The sequence below is a fragment of the Sphingobium sp. B11D3D genome, from assembly GCF_025961755.1.
Taxonomy (GTDB): Bacteria; Pseudomonadota; Alphaproteobacteria; order Sphingomonadales; family Sphingomonadaceae; genus Sphingobium.
This window is the reverse complement of sequence record NZ_JAOQOG010000001.1, coordinates 233,861-251,868: the sequence shown is the minus strand read 5'-3', so window position 1 is coordinate 251,868 and position 18,008 is coordinate 233,861. Positions and strand designations below refer to the sequence as shown.

Annotated in this window: 12 protein-coding genes and 1 riboswitch; all 12 genes read right to left on the bottom strand. The window is 65.3% G+C overall.

The annotated features are described in order from the left end of the window. Positions 1–21: 21 nt before the first annotated feature. On the bottom strand, positions 22–6,942 hold the full coding sequence (locus M2334_RS01225) for a beta strand repeat-containing protein (RefSeq protein WP_264604596.1): 6,921 nt from the start codon (positions 6,940–6,942) through the stop codon (positions 22–24). 51 nt (positions 6,943–6,993) lie between these two features. Next, positions 6,994–8,655 (bottom strand): ShlB/FhaC/HecB family hemolysin secretion/activation protein, encoded by a 1,662-nt coding sequence (locus M2334_RS01220; protein ID WP_264593587.1) that lies wholly within the window; start codon positions 8,653–8,655, stop codon positions 6,994–6,996. Positions 8,656–9,090: 435 nt separating this feature from the next. Next, positions 9,091–9,170: riboswitch (cyclic di-GMP riboswitch) on the bottom strand. 449 nt (positions 9,171–9,619) lie between these two features. Beyond that, positions 9,620–10,144: a single-stranded DNA-binding protein gene (gene ssb / locus M2334_RS01215; RefSeq protein ID WP_264577668.1), complete on the bottom strand. Its 525-nt coding sequence runs from the start codon at positions 10,142–10,144 to the stop codon at positions 9,620–9,622. A gap of 108 nt (positions 10,145–10,252) precedes the next feature. After that, entirely contained in the window at positions 10,253–12,118 is a 1,866-nt protein-coding gene (gene feoB, locus M2334_RS01210; protein WP_264593586.1) for a ferrous iron transporter B, read from the bottom strand. After that, the gene (locus tag M2334_RS01205) at positions 12,118–12,381 is read right to left on the bottom strand and encodes a FeoA family protein (RefSeq protein WP_264573940.1); all 264 of its coding nucleotides are present in this window, start codon (positions 12,379–12,381) and stop codon (positions 12,118–12,120) included. Before M2334_RS01205 ends, feoB begins: the two co-directional genes overlap by 1 nt. Before the next feature lie 104 nt (positions 12,382–12,485). Next, a complete protein-coding gene (locus tag M2334_RS01200) occupies positions 12,486–13,181 on the bottom strand; it encodes a COQ9 family protein (protein WP_264577669.1) in 696 nt (231 codons plus the stop codon). A gap of 62 nt (positions 13,182–13,243) precedes the next feature. Further along, positions 13,244–13,663, bottom strand: a complete 420-nt coding sequence (gene ribH, locus M2334_RS01195) for a 6,7-dimethyl-8-ribityllumazine synthase (protein WP_181561158.1) — start codon at positions 13,661–13,663, stop codon at positions 13,244–13,246. 32 nt (positions 13,664–13,695) lie between these two features. Continuing rightward, the gene (locus tag M2334_RS01190; RefSeq protein WP_264573942.1) at positions 13,696–14,559 is read right to left on the bottom strand and encodes a DMT family transporter; all 864 of its coding nucleotides are present in this window, start codon (positions 14,557–14,559) and stop codon (positions 13,696–13,698) included. Positions 14,560–14,561: 2 nt separating this feature from the next. Continuing rightward, a complete protein-coding gene (gene ribB / locus M2334_RS01185; protein ID WP_264571710.1) occupies positions 14,562–15,848 on the bottom strand; it encodes a 3,4-dihydroxy-2-butanone-4-phosphate synthase in 1,287 nt (428 codons plus the stop codon). A gap of 55 nt (positions 15,849–15,903) precedes the next feature. Further along, positions 15,904–16,512, bottom strand: a complete 609-nt coding sequence (locus M2334_RS01180) for a riboflavin synthase (protein ID WP_264593585.1) — start codon at positions 16,510–16,512, stop codon at positions 15,904–15,906. Positions 16,513–16,522: 10 nt separating this feature from the next. Further along, positions 16,523–17,479, bottom strand: a complete 957-nt coding sequence (ribD, locus tag M2334_RS01175; RefSeq protein WP_264593584.1) for a bifunctional diaminohydroxyphosphoribosylaminopyrimidine deaminase/5-amino-6-(5-phosphoribosylamino)uracil reductase RibD — start codon at positions 17,477–17,479, stop codon at positions 16,523–16,525. A 26-nt stretch (positions 17,480–17,505) separates the two neighbouring features. After that, the gene (locus M2334_RS01170) at positions 17,506–17,964 is read right to left on the bottom strand and encodes an OmpH family outer membrane protein (protein WP_264593583.1); all 459 of its coding nucleotides are present in this window, start codon (positions 17,962–17,964) and stop codon (positions 17,506–17,508) included. Between the last annotated feature and the right edge of the window lie 44 nt (positions 17,965–18,008).

Genomic DNA, 18,008 nt, shown 5'->3' with positions numbered 1-18,008 from the left:
GAGCGGGGGCGAGGCTGATCCTTAGCGCGCGATGGCTAGTTCCAGCTCCCGCTCCACCTCCTGCTGGCCCTCGTCGATCTGGATGATGATCGCCCTGTAGCCCTGCCGCAGCAGCTCGCCCAGCCGCTGGACCGTGTTGACGACGATCGGAGGCCGCGCCGGCCCAACCGCAGCGGTGGCGGGCGCGATTACGCCCAGCGTGAGATTGGCGGGCAGGATGATCTCGCCGGTGCCGGTCACCTGGCCACCGACGGGCGTGATGAACGTGTCGGTGATAATCTGGTTCGGGTTGATCTTGCCGCCAGCCACCACGGGCTGATCGTTGACCACGAACGACCCGTCGCCATTGCTGCTGATCTCCTTGAACACACCCTCGATGGTGCCGCCGGGCGCATCGACGACGAGCGCGCCGCCATTGACCTGCACGTTGAGCGGCGTGTTCGACTGCAGCGAGATCGTGCCGCCCGAGCTGATCGTGCTGGTCACCGCACCCGGCGCCGCCACCGACACGGCGCCACCGGCGTTGATCACGCTGGAGATACTGCCCGTGCCCGAGGTGACCGAGGCGCTGCCCGCCGTGACGATCTGCGAACTGATCGACCCGGCACTGGCCAGCACGGTGACCGGCCCGGTCGCCTTGATCGATCCGCTGACATTGCCGGACCCCGCCGAGACGCTGACGCCGCCGCCGGCATTGACCGTGCTCGATATGCCCGATTGCGAGGCGATGGACGCCGAGCCCCCGGAGGTGACGGACGAGCTGACCGGCCCCGTCGCGCTCAGCGCCACCGGCCCGGCCGCCTGGATGGAGCCACCCACGCTGCCGTTCGAGGTGAGCGAGACGCTGCTTTGCGAACTGACGTCGCGCGAGACATTGCTGGTATAGGCAAGCTGCACCGGGCCGCCCGCTATGATCGAGCCCGTGCCCGAACCGCCCGCGCTCACCGCCACGGAGCCGCCCGCCACGATGGGGCCGCTTTCGCTGCCAGTCACCGACGCGCTGACATTGCCGAGCGTATCCAGCGTGTTCGCGCTGAACAGCTGGTTGCCACTCAATTGCGAGGTGAAGTCGCCCGCCAGCTTGACGGTTGCGGCGGAGAAGTTCCCGCCCGTGACGGACAGACTGCCCAGCCTTATGCTTTCGCTGCCGAGATTGCCGAGGCTGACGTCACCATCCCCGGTGGCACCCGCAAGACCGGTGCCGGTGAGGAACGCCACGCTTTGCGCGGCATTGGCGGTACCGATCAGATTGGGGCTGATCGCGATCGACCCGCCGGGACGCGCATCGAATTGGGTGAGCGCCTGTGTCAGGCGCAGCGCTGATCCGGTCGCCGTTCCGCTGAACGTCAGCCCGCTCGCCGTGTAGCTGCTGCCGTTCAGCACGACCTGATTGCCGATTACACGCGTTGCGCCGAGCCGGGTGATCTGGCCGATATTGCCCAGAGCGACCGTGCTCGCATTGAGCGTGAACGTCTGGCCACCGCCTGCACCCCCGTTGATGCCGAGGAAACTAGCCACCGCCAGCGCATCGACCGTGGTGGCGCCGGCCAGCGTCGTGGCGCCGTTCACGGAGAAGCTGGTTGCGCTGTACGTGCCGGCCAGCGTCGTCGCGCCGGTGTAGCTCTGCGCTCCCGTCGTGACAGTGCCCGCGGTCATGATCTGACGCCCGGTCGCCGTAATGCTGCCGACGTTCACCGACCCCAGCTCGATCGCGCCTTGCCCGGCGTCCACGGCCAGCGTCTGGGGTCCGCTGACGACACCCAGACGGACAGCCCCACCGTTCGTCACCAGCGTGGTTGCGCCACCGAGCATGGTCGCGCCATCCACGCGGAAGGCGCCTCCGCCTGTGCTGAACGTGCCGGAGAGGATGGTCGCGCCGGTGTAGGTCTGGGTGGCGGTCGTTGCGATGTTGGAGGCCGAGAGCATCGTGCCCGTGGCGTCCAGACGACCGATTGCCGCGCTTCCGATGGCGGCAGTGTTGCCGCTCAGGCTCAGCCCATGGTTTCCGTCGACCGAGGCAAGGCTGATCGTGCCCGCCGGCGCTCCAATCACCATATCCCCGGAGAGGGTGAGGAGACCGGCGGCGGTGAAGCCGCCCTGTCCCACCGTCACCGAGCCCCTGACACTGCTGCCAGCCGCGCCGCCGCCAAGTGTCATCCCGTCCAAAGTCGCGCCCTCGAAGATGAGCGCGCGCAAGCCGGACAGGCTGGCCGCTTCGCTATAGCGGCCGGCACCGACGAAGATCGCATCACCCATGCTGGAGCCGTCGAGCGCCGACTGGAGCGAGAGCATCGCCGTCCCCCCGCCATCGAGCTGCCCCTCGCCGACATAATAGGTGCCGCTGCTCGCCGTGCCAGACCAGCCCTGAACAAGGCTCGCGTTCGCCGCTGCAAGGTTGACGGCATAGTCGAAGGCGTCCTGCCGGCTCTTCTGGAAGAAGGTGAACTGCGCGCCGTCCTGCCGGTGCTCCGCATTCCGGACGATATAGTCATAGCCCAGGATATTGATCGCACCGGGCGCCGTCATCGTGGAAGAATTCTGCAGGTAGAGGCCGTTCGATTCACCGAAGCTGTTGCTCGCCTCGATCGTGATATTGGTGAGTTGCTGGGTGCTGCCACCACCGTCGATGTTGTTGGCCTGATAGAGCGCCAGCCCACCCCAGGCATTGCCGGCCGTCTGGCTGTTGCGCACAACGACATTGGCGCTGTCGGTGATCGAAATGCCGTTGCCGGCCACGACGCCGCTGACTGAAACCCCATCGATGGTCGCGCCGACGACGGCGTTCAGATCGAGACCGGTCTTGTGCGATCCGCTGATCGCCACATCAGTAATCGCAAAGCCCGTGTTGCGGGAGTCGGCATCGCCGCGCTTTTCAACCTTGATCCCATAGGTGGAGCTGGTGTTCGCTTGTGAGCCGAGCAACGCAAAGCCGCTCAAGGCGACATCGTCGGCATTCACCCTTATGCCGTAATGGCCGTGCCCGCTGGCATCGATCACGGTCAGCCCGGAGCCCTGGCCAACCACATCGATATCCTTGGTAATAAACAGCGTGTCGGCGAGACTGTGGGTGCCTGCCGACAGGTTCAGCCTGTCGCCATCTTGGCCCAGCCCCAGGGCCCGCCGCACGGCATCCGGGCCGGACGCGGTGGTGACGAAGAGCTGGCCGGCCACCACATGGGCGAGACCCGCGCCAGCCACGTCGACGCCATGGGTAATCCGATCTTCGACAGCGAAGAGCTGGTCCAGCGTCAGTGCGCTTGCCAGCACGCCGTTGAAGCTGACTCCGGTCAGATCGAGATCATTCGCGCTGCGCCACACAATATGCTGCACGGTGGCGTCACCCGCGACGAAATTGTTGCCGCTGCCGAAGCTGAGTGTCCCCGCGCCGGCGACATTGGTCGGCAGGTAAAAATCATAGCGATTGTTGATGAAGCTGTTGCCGGTGATGGTCGTCGCCGTCGGCAAGCCAAAGCCGGGCTCGACAGCCAGAACCTGATTGTTGTTGGTGAAAATGTTGTCGGTAAGGTTTAGCGCCTCCACGCCGCGCATGATCAGCACGGCGCCGTAGGTGGCTTCGCCGCTGGGGGTCCAACTGCTCACGCCGACATCGCTGACGCTGTTGCCGACGAAATTGACGGTTCCGGCGCGGAACGCCTTGAAGATCGCGCCGAACGAGAGATCCGAATCGCCGCCATTGCGCACGATATTCTGAGCAATCGTCACATCCGGATAATCGAAGTCGCCGCTCTGCTGCCGGAAGGCGATGTGCCCTGCCGTGTGGTCGAGCAGATTGCCGCTGAACACGACACTACCAATCTGTGCGCCGTCATTAGCGCCGCCGGCGCCGCTGCGCGTATCGAATGCTGCCCAGCCACGGATATTGAGGAATTCCGAGCCGGTGATCGCGATATCGCCACCGATCTGCCCGCCGATGAAGCCGTGGCGACCCGCGACATTTTCGCCGTCGATCCGCACGCCGCTCAGGGTCAGTCCGGTGATCGTCCCGCTGTTGCTGATTACGGCGGAGCCGGCCGAGCCCCGCACCGCAAAGTTCCGCAGGGTCAGTCCGCTCGGGCTGCCGCTGATCGTCATGCCGCCGGTGATGACCGTCTCGTTCATGCCCGCGCCACTCAGGGTCAGCGCCTTGGTGACGGCCGCGGTCTCTTCATAGGTGCCGGCGGCGACATTCACGGTCGCGCCGGACCGCGCATCGCCGATCGCGGTGTTGATCGACAGACCTTCGGCCACGGTGAAGATGTTGGTCAGGCCACCCGGGCCGTATCCCTCGATCGAACTGGCCGCAGCATTGCCCACGTCCCGCGCGAAACTGAGCGCATCCGCCAGGTCGGTGCGATAGAAAATGAACTGCCCGTCGAGATCATCGCTGCGATGATCGCTGTTGCGCACCGCATAATCGAAGCCGGTGAGGTTGAGCTGGCCGAACTGCTGCGTGGTCGATTCAAGCTGGCTGAACAGACCCAGCTGTTCTTCGAAGCTGTTGAGAGCAGCATCGATGGTGATGTTCGTCGTCTGCCCATTATAGCCGCTGCTCTTGTTGCTCTGATACAGCGCGACGCCGCCCCAATCATTGCCAAAGGTATGCACGCCCTCCAGCACCACATTGGCACTATCGGTGATCTGCACACCGGCCCCTTCCGTGAGAATTGCGTCGTCGGCGACGCTGCGGCCATCGGCGGTGAAGTTGGTGATGCGGGCGCCGACCACACCATTAAGGTCCAGCTCGGCTCGCCGCGAGCCGCGCACCGTCACATTACTGATCGCAAAGTCATGGACCCGCTCGCTCGTTCCGCCCGGCGTGCTGACATGCCCTGCCGGATTGGGCTGGACCTTGATGCCGTAATTACCGCCGGCGAGCGTGCTGCCATATAGCGTGAAATTCGACAGAGACACATTATCGGCAAGGACCGAGATCGTCCCCAGCCCGTTGCCGCTGACCGCGCGCCCATCGAGGATCACGCCGCTCTCAGACTGGCCGGTCAGGGTCAGCGCCTTGCGGATGACGAGTTGCGAACTGCCAAGATCGTAGGTGCCGTCCCGCACCTCCACCATGCCGCCGGACACGACGGCGTTCACGCCATCCTGCACCGACAACAGAGGTGTCGCCGCTGATCCCTGAGCACTTCCGGAACCGTTCGTTGCGACCGTGACATGCGTCCGGTTCGAGGCGGTATAGGCCTGGTTGAACACGGACATGCCGCCATTGGCACCGCTCAGCGCTAGCAGTCGCGCCTGCTCCTCCAGAGAGATATTGGCACCGAGCAGGCCGTTTCCGGACGTGGTCGTGGTGCCGTTCCACACCCCGTTCAGATGCAGGTTCATGCCCCACTCGTTGCCGAAAGCACCCGCGCTGTTGCCGCTGATCACGAACCCGGGGGCGGAACCATCGACATACTGGAGGGAAATGCCGCTCTTCGTGTTGTCGATCAGGTTGCCGGTGATCCGCAGATCGGTGACATTGCGTCCATCGACGAGAATACCGTTGCGCACGCCAATGATGCTGTTGCCGGCGATCGTTGCATTATCTGCGCCATTGAGCAGCGCGATGCCACGCGTAACTGAGTTCCCCCAATCAAAACCCGATGCGGTCGCGCCTTCGGGCAGCATGCCAGTGAACCGCATGCCGGTAATCGTCACGTCATCGGCATTGACGGTCAGCCCGTTGATTGCGCCGCCCGTCAGCGGAAGCCGGATGGTCGCCAGACCGCCACCATTGATGGTCACATTGTCGCGTGAAATGGTCGCACCGGCGGCGTAGATGCCCTCACCCAGGTTCAGCAGCGTGCCACCGGCGGCGGTGCCGATCACACCGAGCGCATCCCCGATCACATCGCCATTGCCGCTCACATCGGCACCGCCGATGTTGAGGGACATTTCCAGCGCCCCGTCGCCTACATTGATCTGCCCGGCCCCGCCGATGCGGGCGCCCTCCACGAGCATATCGCCAGACACGGACAGGGCCGAGGTGACGTCGATCCCGCCCGCCGCTCTGGCGCCGACCAGACCGTCCGCACCGGCATCCATGGTTCCGCTCATCGCAAGATCGCCACTCTGGGCGAACAGCACGACCGTCCCGTCGGGTTCGGAGGTCATGCCGGATGCCGTGAGCGTGCCGCTATTGACCACCTGATCAATCAGGGCACCGGCTGTCCGGGCGGTGAGCAGGATCTGGCCGCCCCGCGCGGCAATCGTGCCGCTGTTCTCGACCAGCGCATTGTCTGCGCCAAGGCCGATCTCCAGAAAGCCCGTGCCGTCCAGATCCAGTGTGGCGCTGCTGCCCGAGGCGAGCACGACGCGGCCAAGCCGGGCCGAGATCACGCCCTGATTGCGCACGGTCGGCGCGAAGAACGCGGCAAGGCCCTGATCGGCAATGCTGATATTGGCGCCAGCGCTGACCACGATCTCGGCCGTCGAGCCTTGCATGCCGGTGAAGGCCAGCGGACCGCCGTTCATGAAATCGGCATCCACCACATTGGCGCTGCTGGCGATCAGGCCGCCGACATTCACGTCGGCCGTGCCGGCAAACATCACGCCATTGCTGTTGATGACCGCCACGATGCCGTTGGCATTGAGAGACCCGGCGATCTGCGACGGCGCATCGCCTCCAACGACACGGTTGAGCGCGACGGCGCTGGCGCCCGGCTGCGAAATGGTGACCTGCGCATTCGAGCCGATGTCGAAGCTGTTCCACTCGATCAGCGCGCGGTCGCTGGTCTGCGTGATGGCCAGGGTGGAGGAAACGGGCGCACCGATGGTGGCGCTGCCGCCGACCACCACGCCGCCGGTCGGCAGGGCATTGGCGTCCTGCGCGAGAGCGGGGCGTGCGCTGGCCAGCGCGAGAATGGCTGCCGAGAGCAGCAGCGCGGTACGGCGGCCCCGAAGGGGTGAGAGGGCGGGCTGGGCTGCGAGAGTGGACGTGCTCATATCAGGTCTCCACGAAATCGGAACGATCGGCGCGACGAGGATCGCGCCGGCTCAGTAAGCGGCGCTCAGGGACACGAAGATGCGGCCATCCCGGTTGCCCTCTGCGCTCACGGCGCGGCGGACAGGCTTGGCGTATTCCATCGAGAGGCTGAAACGGTCGGCAATGCCGGCCCGCAAGCCGACGCCATAGGATCGCAATCCGGCGCGCGGGCGCTCGCCCGGCAGCAGATCATTCTGCCAGACACGGCCGCCTTCATAATAGACATAGGGTTCGACCGTCCCCATGCCGCGCGCGGCGATGGTGTAGAAAAGCTCCACCTTGCCGGCGATGCCCTTGTCCCCGGTGATTTCGGAGGGATCATAGGCACGGCCGTATTGGGCGCCGCCCAAGCCGAACTCCTCGGAGGCCAGCAGGCTTTCGGCCGACCACTGACCTGTGGCGCCGAGCAGAAGATGCAGTCCGCGATAGAGAGGCTGCACCCGCGTCACTTCGCCATTGAGACGGGTGAACATCGCCGATGCGGTACCCCGTGATTTCGCGGGGTCACCCAGCCTTGTCGCATCGAAAACGTCGAGCCCCTGCGTCACGGAGGCGCGCAGCGTCGTCTGGCCGCCCATCCGGTCGGCATGATTGCCCAGCAATTCGGCGGTGACGGTCCGAATGCGGTCATCGAAAACCGGATCGATCAGGCGATTGCGTGAACTGCTCTCCCGCGATTGCCAGGAGAACCGCCCGAGAACGTTGGTCTGCCGGCTGCGCACCAAGGGGTATTGGAGAGCAAGGCCCCAGCTGAAGCTCTTGCCCTTCACGGCCAGCACTCGCAGCTCGTCGCCCGGCTTGGTGCGCGCAAAGCTGGCAAAGCCGCTCATCCGCAGCCCGGAACCGCCGAGCGGCTGATCATAGGCACCAGACACGAAGGCCAGTTCACCGCTTTCGTCGGGCGCGGCCACCGCGGTGAGGGCGAGGCGTCCGCCCAGCTGCGCGAGATCGTTGAAGACCAGCCCTCCGAAGAGTTGCACCGGCCCGAGCCAGCGCGATCCGCGATTATCCACCGCGACAAAGGCCTCGATCGGTTGGCGCGCGACGAGGAGAGAGAGGTCGGCGGCACCTTCGTCGCTCGACGGGGTCAGCACAGCCCGCACGCTGGCGCCTTTGAGGTCGCGCGCGAGCAGCAGCGCACGTGCGAGATCATCGCCCGAGGTCGGCCGCTCGGCCCGCACCGGCGCGAAATAGCCTTCGAGGAGCGGGCGATAGCCGCCGGGATCGCCCTCGACGCGCACGTCACCGATGAAGCCCTCGACGATGTTGATCGTCGCAACGCCGTTTTCGATACGCTGCGGCGCGACCACCGCGCGGGACAGCACGAAACCCCGGCGCCGATATTCCGTCGTCACCGCTTCCGCGAGCCGGAAAAGGTCGGCCAAGGTGATGTCGCGGTTGAGATAGGGTTGGGCCAGAGCGTTCAGAACGTCGAGCGGCACCGCGGTCGCTCCCTCGAACCGGATGAGGGGGAGGCGGAGCGGCGCCGTGCTCTCCGGCGCAGCCTCCGATGTGGGCGCCTGCGGGAGTTCCACCGGCGAGACCGAGGGCATGGCCGGCTGCCCGCGCAGACGCTCGTCGACCCTTCCGGGATCGACAGTCTGCTGCGCATGCGCGGATGTGCCCGCCAGCGCGATGGCGGCCAGCAATAAGCTACGAGTCGTCATGGTCATTCCGATCCCCTTGTTCCCCATCGGAAAGTGATTGAGCGCCACGATGCAGCCCCCCTGCATCGCGGTGTGCGAGCGCCGTCAGGCGGCTCTGAAATCTTTAACGAGAGCGGTTGTCGCGCGGCGGCCGGTAACCGTGACAGGCTGGCGGCCAAGTCCCGGCCCAGCTGAAGCCCGACAAGCCTTTTGCTCTTGCTGCAAAGCCCGTGATCGCAGGGCTCCGCAGGGCCACCTCACCGTGCCGGCCCGCTCATTCTGCGGTGGCAGCGATGTCAGCGGCTCAAGGCTACGCCATCGCGCGCGCCACATTCGGCGCGCGAAAACGCGCCTTTTTTCAAGATATTCGAAGGAAAACCCGCATATCTCCGCTACGGAGCATGGCGGCTTTCGAAGGCTCCTGGGGGAGCCCGGAAGATCACGCGGTGTCATGTTCGACCTTTCGGCAACCCCGCTATCCTGAAGGCTCAGGACCGGAGGCTTTGCGTCCCGCCGTTACCGACGGTTTGCCCTTTCGAGATCAAGGCGATCTCATCGGTCTGTTAATGGGCATAGTTAATCGAGCCCGTCAAGGTTAATGAGAGCCGATTGCAAAGATGAAGGATTAATAGAAATTTCACGCTGACCCACGTTCGCGTGAAAATTTCGTGGATTCCGGAATAATCCGGGCAGTCGCCAAGATAAGGAGCGGAATTTGTCTTATCGCATCGCGGCATCGCTAATCGCGCGTCGCAATTGCTCTGCGGTATTGCGCTGAAGACTATAGTTAAACTCTATTTAACTGACGCGGACCCTGGGATTTTGACATGCTCACTGTGATCGGCGGCGCGGTCGCTCCCCTGGCGGCCAACTGCTTACGCCGCAGGCGCGGACAGACCCACGCGCAGAAGCGCTCCGCACGTCCATTCAGACTGCCGGCGCTAGCTTTATCGCTGCAAGGAACCCGCGCGCCTTGTGCGCCGGGCGACCGTCAGAACGGAATTTCGTCGTCATCCAGCCCGTCGTCGAACGCGCTGCTGCTCGAGCGCGCGCCACTGCCGCCAGACGAGGAGCGGCCACCGCTGAAGTCGTCGTTGCCGCCGCCCCAGCTATCGTTGCGGCTGCCGCCACCACCGCCCTGACCGCCGCCACCGCCGCCGCCCTGGCCGCCGTCGAGCATCGTCATCACAGCGCCGGGGCCGGAGAGCACGATCTCGGTGGAATAGCGGTCCTGCCCGTTCTGGTCCTGCCATTTGCGGGTCTGCAGCGAGCCTTCGAGGTAGACCTTCTTGCCCTTGCGCAGATATTTTTCGGCAATGCCGATCAGGCCATCCGAGCGGATCACGACGCTGTGCCATTCGGTCCGCTCACGGCGCTCGCCGGAGGCGCGATCGGTCCAGTTTTCCGACGTCGCGATGCGCAGATTGCAGATGCGTCCGCCATTGCTGAAGCTCTTCACTTCAGGATCGGCACCGAGATTGCCGACCAGAATGACCTTGTTGACGCTGCCTGCCATGGAGCTCTCCGAAAAACGCGACGAGGATAGGAAATCGAACGGCTGCTTATAAAGCTGAACGGCGTCTCGTCCAGATCGCAATACCGCTCAGCATCCGCCTTGCGTCGATTAAAGGCCGAAGGCGACCGCCGTCCAATAGGTCGCGCCCGCGGCCAGCCAGGCCAGCCCGAACAGATAGGCCGTCATGAAGAGCGGCCAGCGCCAGCCATTGGTCTCCCGCCGGGCAACCGCGATGGTCGACAGGCATTGCGGAGCGAACACGAACCAAGCGAGGAAGGCCAGCGCCGTCGGCAGCGACCAGCGCCCCTGCAGGCGTTCGCCGAGCGTGCGGGCGGTCTCATCCTCATCCTCACTGGCCTCGATGGCATTTGCCGTCGCGAGCGCCGACACGGCGACCTCACGCGCTGCCATGGCCGGGATCAGCGCCAGTGCGATTTCATGGTTGAACCCCACTGGCCGCAGCACTGGCTCGATCACACTCGCGATGCGCCCAGCCGCACTATACTCGACCAGGCTGGCCGAACTGCCCGCCGGCGGCTTGGGGAAGGAGAGCAGCAGCCACAGGACAATGGTGGTGCCGAAGATGATCGTGCCGGCGCGGCGCAGGAAAATCCAAGCACGCTGCCACAGGCCGATGATGACGTCGCGCAGCATCGGCATCTGATATTTCGGCAATTCCATCAGGAAGCTGCCGCCCGGCCCCTTGATGACGCCCATGCGCAGCAGCATCGCAACGATGACCGCACCGATGATGCCGGAGACATAGAGCGCAAACAGCACCAGACCCTGCAGGCCAACCCCGCCCCAGACCGTGGTCGAGGGAATGAAGGCGGCGATGATCAGCGTATAGACCGGCAGGCGCGCCGAGCAGGTCATCAGCGGCGCGATGAGGATGGTCGTGAGGCGATCCTTGGGGTCCGAGATGGTCCGCGTCGCCATGATGCCGGGAATGGCGCAGGCGAAGCTGGAAAGCAGCGGAATGAATGCGCGACCGGACAGGCCCACCCGCGCCATCAGACCATCCATCAGGAAGGCGGCGCGGGTCATGTAGCCCGTCGCCTCCAGCATGAGGATGAAGAAGAAGAGAATGAGGATCTGCGGCAGGAAGACGACCACCGACCCCACGCCGTTGATGACGCCCTGTACGATGAGATCGCGCACGAAGCCTTCGGGCAGGATCGCTTCCATCGCCGCCTGAAGAGAGGCGAATGCTGCCTCGATCATGGCGATCGGCGCCTCGGACCAGGCGAAAACGGCCTGGAAGATGACGAACAGCAGCGCCAGCAGGATGAGCGGTCCCAGGAGTGGATGGAGCACGATCCGGTCGATCTGTGCGGTGATCCGGCGGGTGGGCGTTTCGGCGACGATGGCACGCTGGGCGATTCGGCGCGCTTCGCGACGCAGATCATCGGCATCCCGCGCTGCGTGCGTTGCGAGGACGGCGGGCGCGGGAGCATGGGCCGGCACTGCCGCCACCATGGCCGCCTTCAGATCATCCAGCCCGCGCCGGCGCACGGCGACGGTCGGGATGACCGGCACGCCCAAGTCGGTCGCAAGCTGTGTCGCGTCCAGTTCCAGTCCGTCGCGGGTCGCCAGGTCGACCATGTTCAGCGCCAGAATGCAGGGCGAGCCGAGTGCGATCAATTCCAGCGCGAAGCGCAGGTGATTGTCGAGATTGGCGGCATCGACGACGATGACGAGGAGGTCCGGCCGCCGTTCACCTTCCTGATGGCCGAACACGACATTGCGGGTCACCTGCTCGTCCGGGCTCTTTGCATCGAGACTGTAGGTACCGGGAAGATCGACAAGATCGGCCATCCTTCCATCCGGCAGCACCAGCCTGCCGAGCTTGCGCTCGACGGTGACGCCCGGATAATTGCCGACCTTCTGATGCGCGCCGGTCAGCGCATTGAAGAGCGCGCTCTTGCCGGCATTGGGGTTGCCGACCAGCGCGATGGTGAAGCGATCATCCATCACGCCGCTGCCCCACCTGCATCAGCCGCAGTACGGACATGGATGGCATCGGCATGCGCTGCCCTCATGGCGACGATCATGCGCCCGATGCGGCAGGCATGCGCGCCGCGACCGGTAAATCCGGCGCGATGGAGCAGTTCAACGCTGGCGCCCTCATGCAGGCCGAGCTCACGCAAGCGGCGACCGTCCATCTCGGATATGGCGTTCCAGTCGACACTGTCGACATAGGCGGGGCGATTGGGTTCTAGGGAGGTCAGGCGCAACGCAATATCGATCTCTGGTGGTTTTGCGAACGACTATCAATATCGCCCGAGAGAAGCAAGGCGATGCTGGCGCGGCCGTGGCTTATCGGCAGGACGCCAGACGTTTAGCGCCCCCGGTAGCGCAGCCGGCCCAGGAAACGCGCCATGCTGAAATGCTGGTCGGTCTGCCCAGTCAGCCGGCCCTTGGCTTTCTCGAACCGCATGATCCCTTCGATCCGCCGCGCCAGAAAGGCGCGGGTGTCAGCATAATCCGCGCTCTCGTCATTGACGAAGACGAGCAGGGTCGCGGCATAGACTCCCGCCAGGGTGGTACGCTTGGAATAATGATTATAATCCACCGCGCGGTCCCCGGCGGCGCGCCACATCGCATCGGCGGCGCGCCAGCCCAGCCGGGTCGCGCGCGGCAGGTTGAGCGGCATCGCCAGCACGGCCTGAGCGCGGCGCAGCGCCTCGCGATTGGGCGCCAGCACGGCAAGCCGGGCTTCGACCAGTGCCGTGATCCGCTCGCGAATTTTCATCGCAGCCAGACGCTCCGCCGGCAGGGCATCGAGCATGGCCTGATCGACGCTGGCGAACCACGCATCGATCATAGTCAGAGCGCCGCCGGAGAAAGCCAGCGCCGCCACGTCCCGATCCACACCAGCTGTGTCGGCTGCGACCGCGAGAGCCGCATCGGACCAGCCATCGAAGGCGGCATTGGCCGCGATCAACGGCGCGAGCCGCAGTCGCAGGTCGTCCAGTGTCTCATCAGCCAGCAGACCGGCAGTCTGCGGCGCGGCGGTGGGGGGCGCGAGGGTCATGGCCCCTGCTCTACGGCATTTTCACGCGCGAGGAAATCGCTGCCGCCATCGCCATGGCCGTCTCAGCGATACTCTTCGGCGATCTCCAGCATGCGGATCGCAGCAACGGCGGCCTCGCCACCCTTGTTCTTGCGGGCCGGATCGGCACGTTCGAGCGCCTGCGCCTCGTTTTCCACGGTCAGAATGCCATTGCCGATCGGGATGCCATCCATGGTGAGCGCCATCAGTCCACGCGCGCTTTCGTTGGAGACGATCTCGAAATGATAGGTTTCGCCACGGATCACGACGCCGATGGCGACGAAGCCCTCGTAGCGCCCGCTCTCTGCGGCCAGCGACACGGCAGCCGGAATCTCCAGCGCGCCGGGCACGGTGAGCACGTCGACCAGATGACCTGCCGCCTCCAGCGCCGCCCGCGCGCCGGCGATCAGCATATCGTTGAGGTGGTCATAGAAGCGCGCTTCGACGATCAGAAACTTGGCCATGTCGGTTCCTTTCAAGACATATGTTCGTGAGCTTATCTGAACGCCGTGCCGGCAATCACCGCGAGCGTGCCCGCCATCACCAGCAGACCGCCCGTCAGGCGGCGCCAGCCGAGCCTCTCCTTGAGCATCCACGCGCCGAGCACAAGCCCGAAGACGATGCTCGATTCGCGCACCGCCGCCACCGCGCCGACTGGCGCCAGACCAAGCGCGAACAGCGCCGGGGCAAACGCAACCACGGCCATCACCCCCGCCCGAAGCCCGGCGACCCGGTCGCGGATCATGAGGGACAAGGCGTTGCGACCGTGGCGCACCACCAGAGCGGCCGGCATGGGGAATGACCCGAGCAGGAAGAACCAGGCGATGAAGGTCAGCGAATCCGGCGCGGCGCGCACGCCCTTGGCATCGACCAGCGTGTAACAGGTGGTGAGCAGCCCGGCGATGGCGGCGGCGGCAAAGCCGGCCGGCGAAATGGAGCGGCCGCTCGCCAGCACCAATATGCCGGCGCTCACGACCGCGATGCCGGTCAGGACGAAACCATCCAGCCGGTCGCCCAGCAACGCCATACCGAGCAAGGCGGTGAACACCGGCACGAAGCCGCGAGCGATGGGATAGGCCGCATTGAAATCGCTGACCGAATAGGACCAGGAAAGGACCAATTGATAGATGGCATGAACCACGACGGCCGCGAGCAGCCAGGGCCAGAGCACTGCCGGCGGCAGGCCGATCCACAGCACGAATGGCAGGGCGAGCACGAATTCGACGCAGCGAATCCAAGCCAGCACCGCCAGCTTGTTCTCGCCCGATTTGAGCAGCGCATGCGCTGCCGCCGAGGCGAGCGCCGAAAACAATGCGAGCAGGAGGCCGGTTAGGACCGCCGCAGCGCTCCCTTCGATCATGGTCAGACGCCCGTGATCGCCCGCTCCTCGACAACCGCCAGATCATAGCCATCCAGCGCGATCAGATTGTGGTGGCTGTTGGTGAGCAGGATCATGTCATGCACGCCGAGATCGGCCAGGATTTGCGCGCCGACGCCATAATCGCGCAGCTCGTCCATGCCGGCTGGGCTCGCCTCACCGGTACGGATTTTCATCTGCCGGCTGAACCGGTCTTCGCTCGGGCGATTGATGACGACGATGACGCCGGCCCCTGCCTCCGCGATCATTTCCATCGCGCGGGAGAGCAGGCTGGCGCGCGGCCCTTCTTCCCCGAAAATATCGGTGAAGACAGACACCTGATGCATGCGCACAAGTGTCGGCTGCTCGGGCGTGACATGCCCCTTGATGAGCGCAACCTGTTCGGACTCGGTCGCCCGATTGAAGAAGGTCACCGCGCGCCACTCGCCGCCCCAGCGGCTGGTGAACGTGGCTTCTGCGCGCCGCTCCAGCATGTGATCGTTGCGGCGGCGATAGGCGATGAGATCGCGAATGGTGCCGATTTTGAGGCGATGCTTCTGCGCGAAGGGGATGAGATCATCGAGGCGGGCCATGGTCCCGTCGTCCTTCATAATCTCGCAGATCACGCCGGAGGGATTGAGACCCGCCAGCCGCGCGACGTCCACCGCCGCCTCAGTATGGCCGGTGCGCACGAGCACCCCGCCATCGCGTGCGATCAGCGGGAAGACATGGCCCGGGGTCACGATGGCCTCGCGCCCCTTGGAGGCATCGATAGCCACGGCGACGGTCCGTGCGCGGTCGGCTGCGGAGATTCCGGTGGTCACGCCTTCGCGGGCCTCGATTGACACCGTGAAAGCCGTCTCATGCCGGGTGCCGTTGCTGGCGCTCATCAGGTTGAGGCCCAGCGTTTCGACGCGCTGACGGGTCAGCGCCAGACAGATGAGGCCGCGGCCGTGCGTGGCCATGAAGTTGATCGCATCCGGGGTGGCCATCTGCGCGGGGATGACCAGATCGCCCTCATTCTCGCGATCCTCGTCATCGACCAGAATGAACATCCGGCCATTGCGCGCCTCGTTGATGATCTCCTCGGCGCTGGCCAAAGCCGTGCCATGGGCGCGGGCAAGCAGATAGCTTTCCAGCTTGCCCAGTGTGTCGGCGGTGGGATTCCAGTCGGCTTCATCCAGCCGGCGCAGGCTGTTGGCGTGGAGCCCGGCGGCACGGGCGAGACCGGAGCGGGACAGAATGCCATCCCGCACCAGCTTACGGACGTTTTCGATCAATTCGCTGCTCATGACGGGCAGATATCACATTGTAATGTGATTGCCAACGTTTCCCGGCAGCTGCGCCTTAGTTGCGGGCCTGATGATCCTTCATGCGCGCCAGATATCGGGCCAGCACGTCGATTTCCAGATTGACCGGCTGGCCCGGTGCGAGCTGGCCGAAGGTCGTCACCGACCAAGTGTGCGGAATGATGTTGAGGCCGAAGGTCGACCCCTCCGGACCGTCTTCCACGGAATTCACGGTCAGCGATACGCCATCGACCGTGATCGACCCCTTGGCCGCGACATAGGGGGCAAGATCGGCCGGAAGCCGCACGGTCACCCGGTGCGAATCACCTTCGGCTGTGACGTCTGCGACTTCGCCGATGCCATCGACATGCCCGGTGACGATGTGCCCGCCCAGCTCATCCCCGAGCTTGAGCGCGCGCTCCAGATTGAGCAACCGCCCTTCTGCCCAGGCGCCCTGCGCGGTGCGCGAGACGGTCTCGGCGGACAGGTCGACCGCGAACCAGTTGGCGCCCTTGTCCACCACTGTAAGGCACACGCCGGAACAGGCAATGGAGGCGCCGATATCCACGCCCTCCATGTCATAATGGCAGCCGATGACCAGACGCAGGTCGCCGCGCTGCTGCGCGCTCTGGATGGTGCCGATGTCGGTGATGATGCCGGTAAACATGCCTGCTGCTCTATGCGGGCCGCACGCGTTCGTAAACCTCCAGCCGGTCTGGCGCCAAATTGCGCGCGTCGACCAGCCGCCAGCGGCCGTGGGCATCGGCCAGACGATTGAGCCCAATGTCGCCCAGCGCCGCCTTGCCGCGCCCGATGAGGATCGGCGCGCGGTAGAGCAGAAGGCGATCCACCAGATCGGCCGCGAGAAAGGCGCCAGCCGTTTGCGCGCCGCCCTCGACCATCAGATGATCGCCGGGAAGGCCTGCGATTTGAGCCGGAGTTTGGATCGCAAGCCAACCATCTGGCGCCGCACCGCTGTGACTTAGGAGCACCCGGACGGGCGAGCGCGCCTCCAGCCCGGGCAGGCGCACGTCCAGCCGGGGCTGATCCTGCGTGAGCGTGCCGCGCCCAACCAGGATCAGCTCATGCCGCGCCCGCTCCAGATGCGTGTGCGCCCGCGCCGCTGGGCCGGTGATCCACTGGCTCGTCCCGTCTGCCTGCGCAATGCAGCCGTCGAGCGAGGTGGCGAGCTTGAGTGTAACGTGAGGACGCGCGGCCCGCTGGCGCGTGAAGAAGCCAGCCATCGCTTCGCGCGCTCTGGACGCTAGTTCTGGCAGTGCCTCAACGGTCAACCCCGCGTCCCGCAAGCGCGCGATGCCGCGACCGTTGGTCCGTGGATCGGGATCGCCCGCCGCCACGACGACGCGACGCACGCCGGCCTCCACCAGCAGATCCGAACAGCAAGGGCCGCGCGCGGATTGGTGCGCGCAGGGCTCCAGGCTGGCATAGGCCGTGCTGCCCCGCGCCGATGCCCCGGCCATGGCCAGCGCCATCGCCTCGGCATGAGGGCGGCCGCCAGGCTGAGTCCAGCCCCGCCCGACGACGCGGCCTGCGGCATCGAGCATTATGCATCCGACATTGGGATTGGGCGCGGTGCGACCGCGCGAGCGGTGGGACAAGGCGATGGCTGCCATCAGCCAGGCGCTGTCGCCCGGAAGAGTCAGGGCGTTGCCGTCGCGGTATTGCCCGCTACGCCGCCTTCCTTGGCCAGAGCCGCAGCAAGCTTCTGCTGCAACTCCTTTTCCTTCGCATCGAACAGTTCTTCGCGCTCGCGCTTGGTGCGCGCGGCATCTTCGCGCCAGTCGATACCGAGACTATCGGCGAGGCGCTGAAACTCGCCCTGCTTGCTCTCAAGCGCCACCCGATACCGCGCGAAATCCTCAATCTGGCGCTGGATGATCGCACTGTCCGGCCGGTTGGCCTCCCAATTCTCGATGTAGATGATCTGCCGTTCCTGCCCCGGCTTGCGCGAGTCGATCGCGAACCCCCAGAGCAGAACGCCAGTCAGCGTCACCGAGAGCGCAAGAATGCTCCAGCGGTGCGGGCGATCGGGCGCGAACATCTCGCGCAGATCGGACGCAGCACTCCGTGGAGAAACCGGGCGGGGAAAAATGGCCATGGCGCCTACATAGGGAGGCACCATGGCCTTGAAAAGCAGCGCGT